Origin of the sequence: Plantactinospora sp. ZYX-F-223, from assembly GCF_039649625.1 — a bacterium.
In the GTDB taxonomy this organism is placed as follows: Bacteria; Actinomycetota; Actinomycetes; order Mycobacteriales; family Micromonosporaceae; genus Plantactinospora.
The window spans coordinates 1-436 of record NZ_JBDJAV010000202.1 but is presented as its reverse complement, the minus strand read 5'-3'; the positions used below and the strand labels follow the sequence as shown (position 1 = coordinate 436).

The 436-nt window shown below is 70.6% G+C and carries 1 protein-coding gene; it reads left to right on the top strand.

Annotated features, from left to right (window positions below; all coding sequences use genetic code 11):
- Positions 1-436: chromate transporter (locus tag AAH979_RS43175; protein ID WP_346263904.1), on the top strand; the 436-nt coding region annotated here is incomplete at both ends.

The following is a 436-nucleotide window of genomic DNA, read 5'->3' as shown; positions in this document are numbered from 1 at the left end:
CCACGATCCTCGCCGTCGGACTCGTCGCCTGGTTCGCCCCGGTCGCGCTGGTCGCCGCGACCACCGGCGTCGGCAGCGTCTACACCCAGCAGGGCCTGTTCTTCTCCGGCACCGCGGTGGTCACCTTCGGCGGCGCCTACGCCGTCCTCGCCTACGTCGCCCAACGGGCTGTCGAGGACTACGGCTGGCTCTCCGCCGGGGACATGGTTCGCGGGTTGGCCCTCGCCGAGAGCACCCCTGGCCCGCTGATCATGGTGGTGCAGTTCGTCGCGTTCCTCGGCGCCTACCACCACCCCGGCAGCCTCGACCCCTGGGTCGCCGGGATCGTCGGCTCCCTGCTCACCACCTGGGTCACCTTCGTACCCTGCTTCCTGTTCATCCTCCTCGGCGCCCCCTACGTCGAACGCCTACGCACCAACCACAGCCTCTCCGCCGC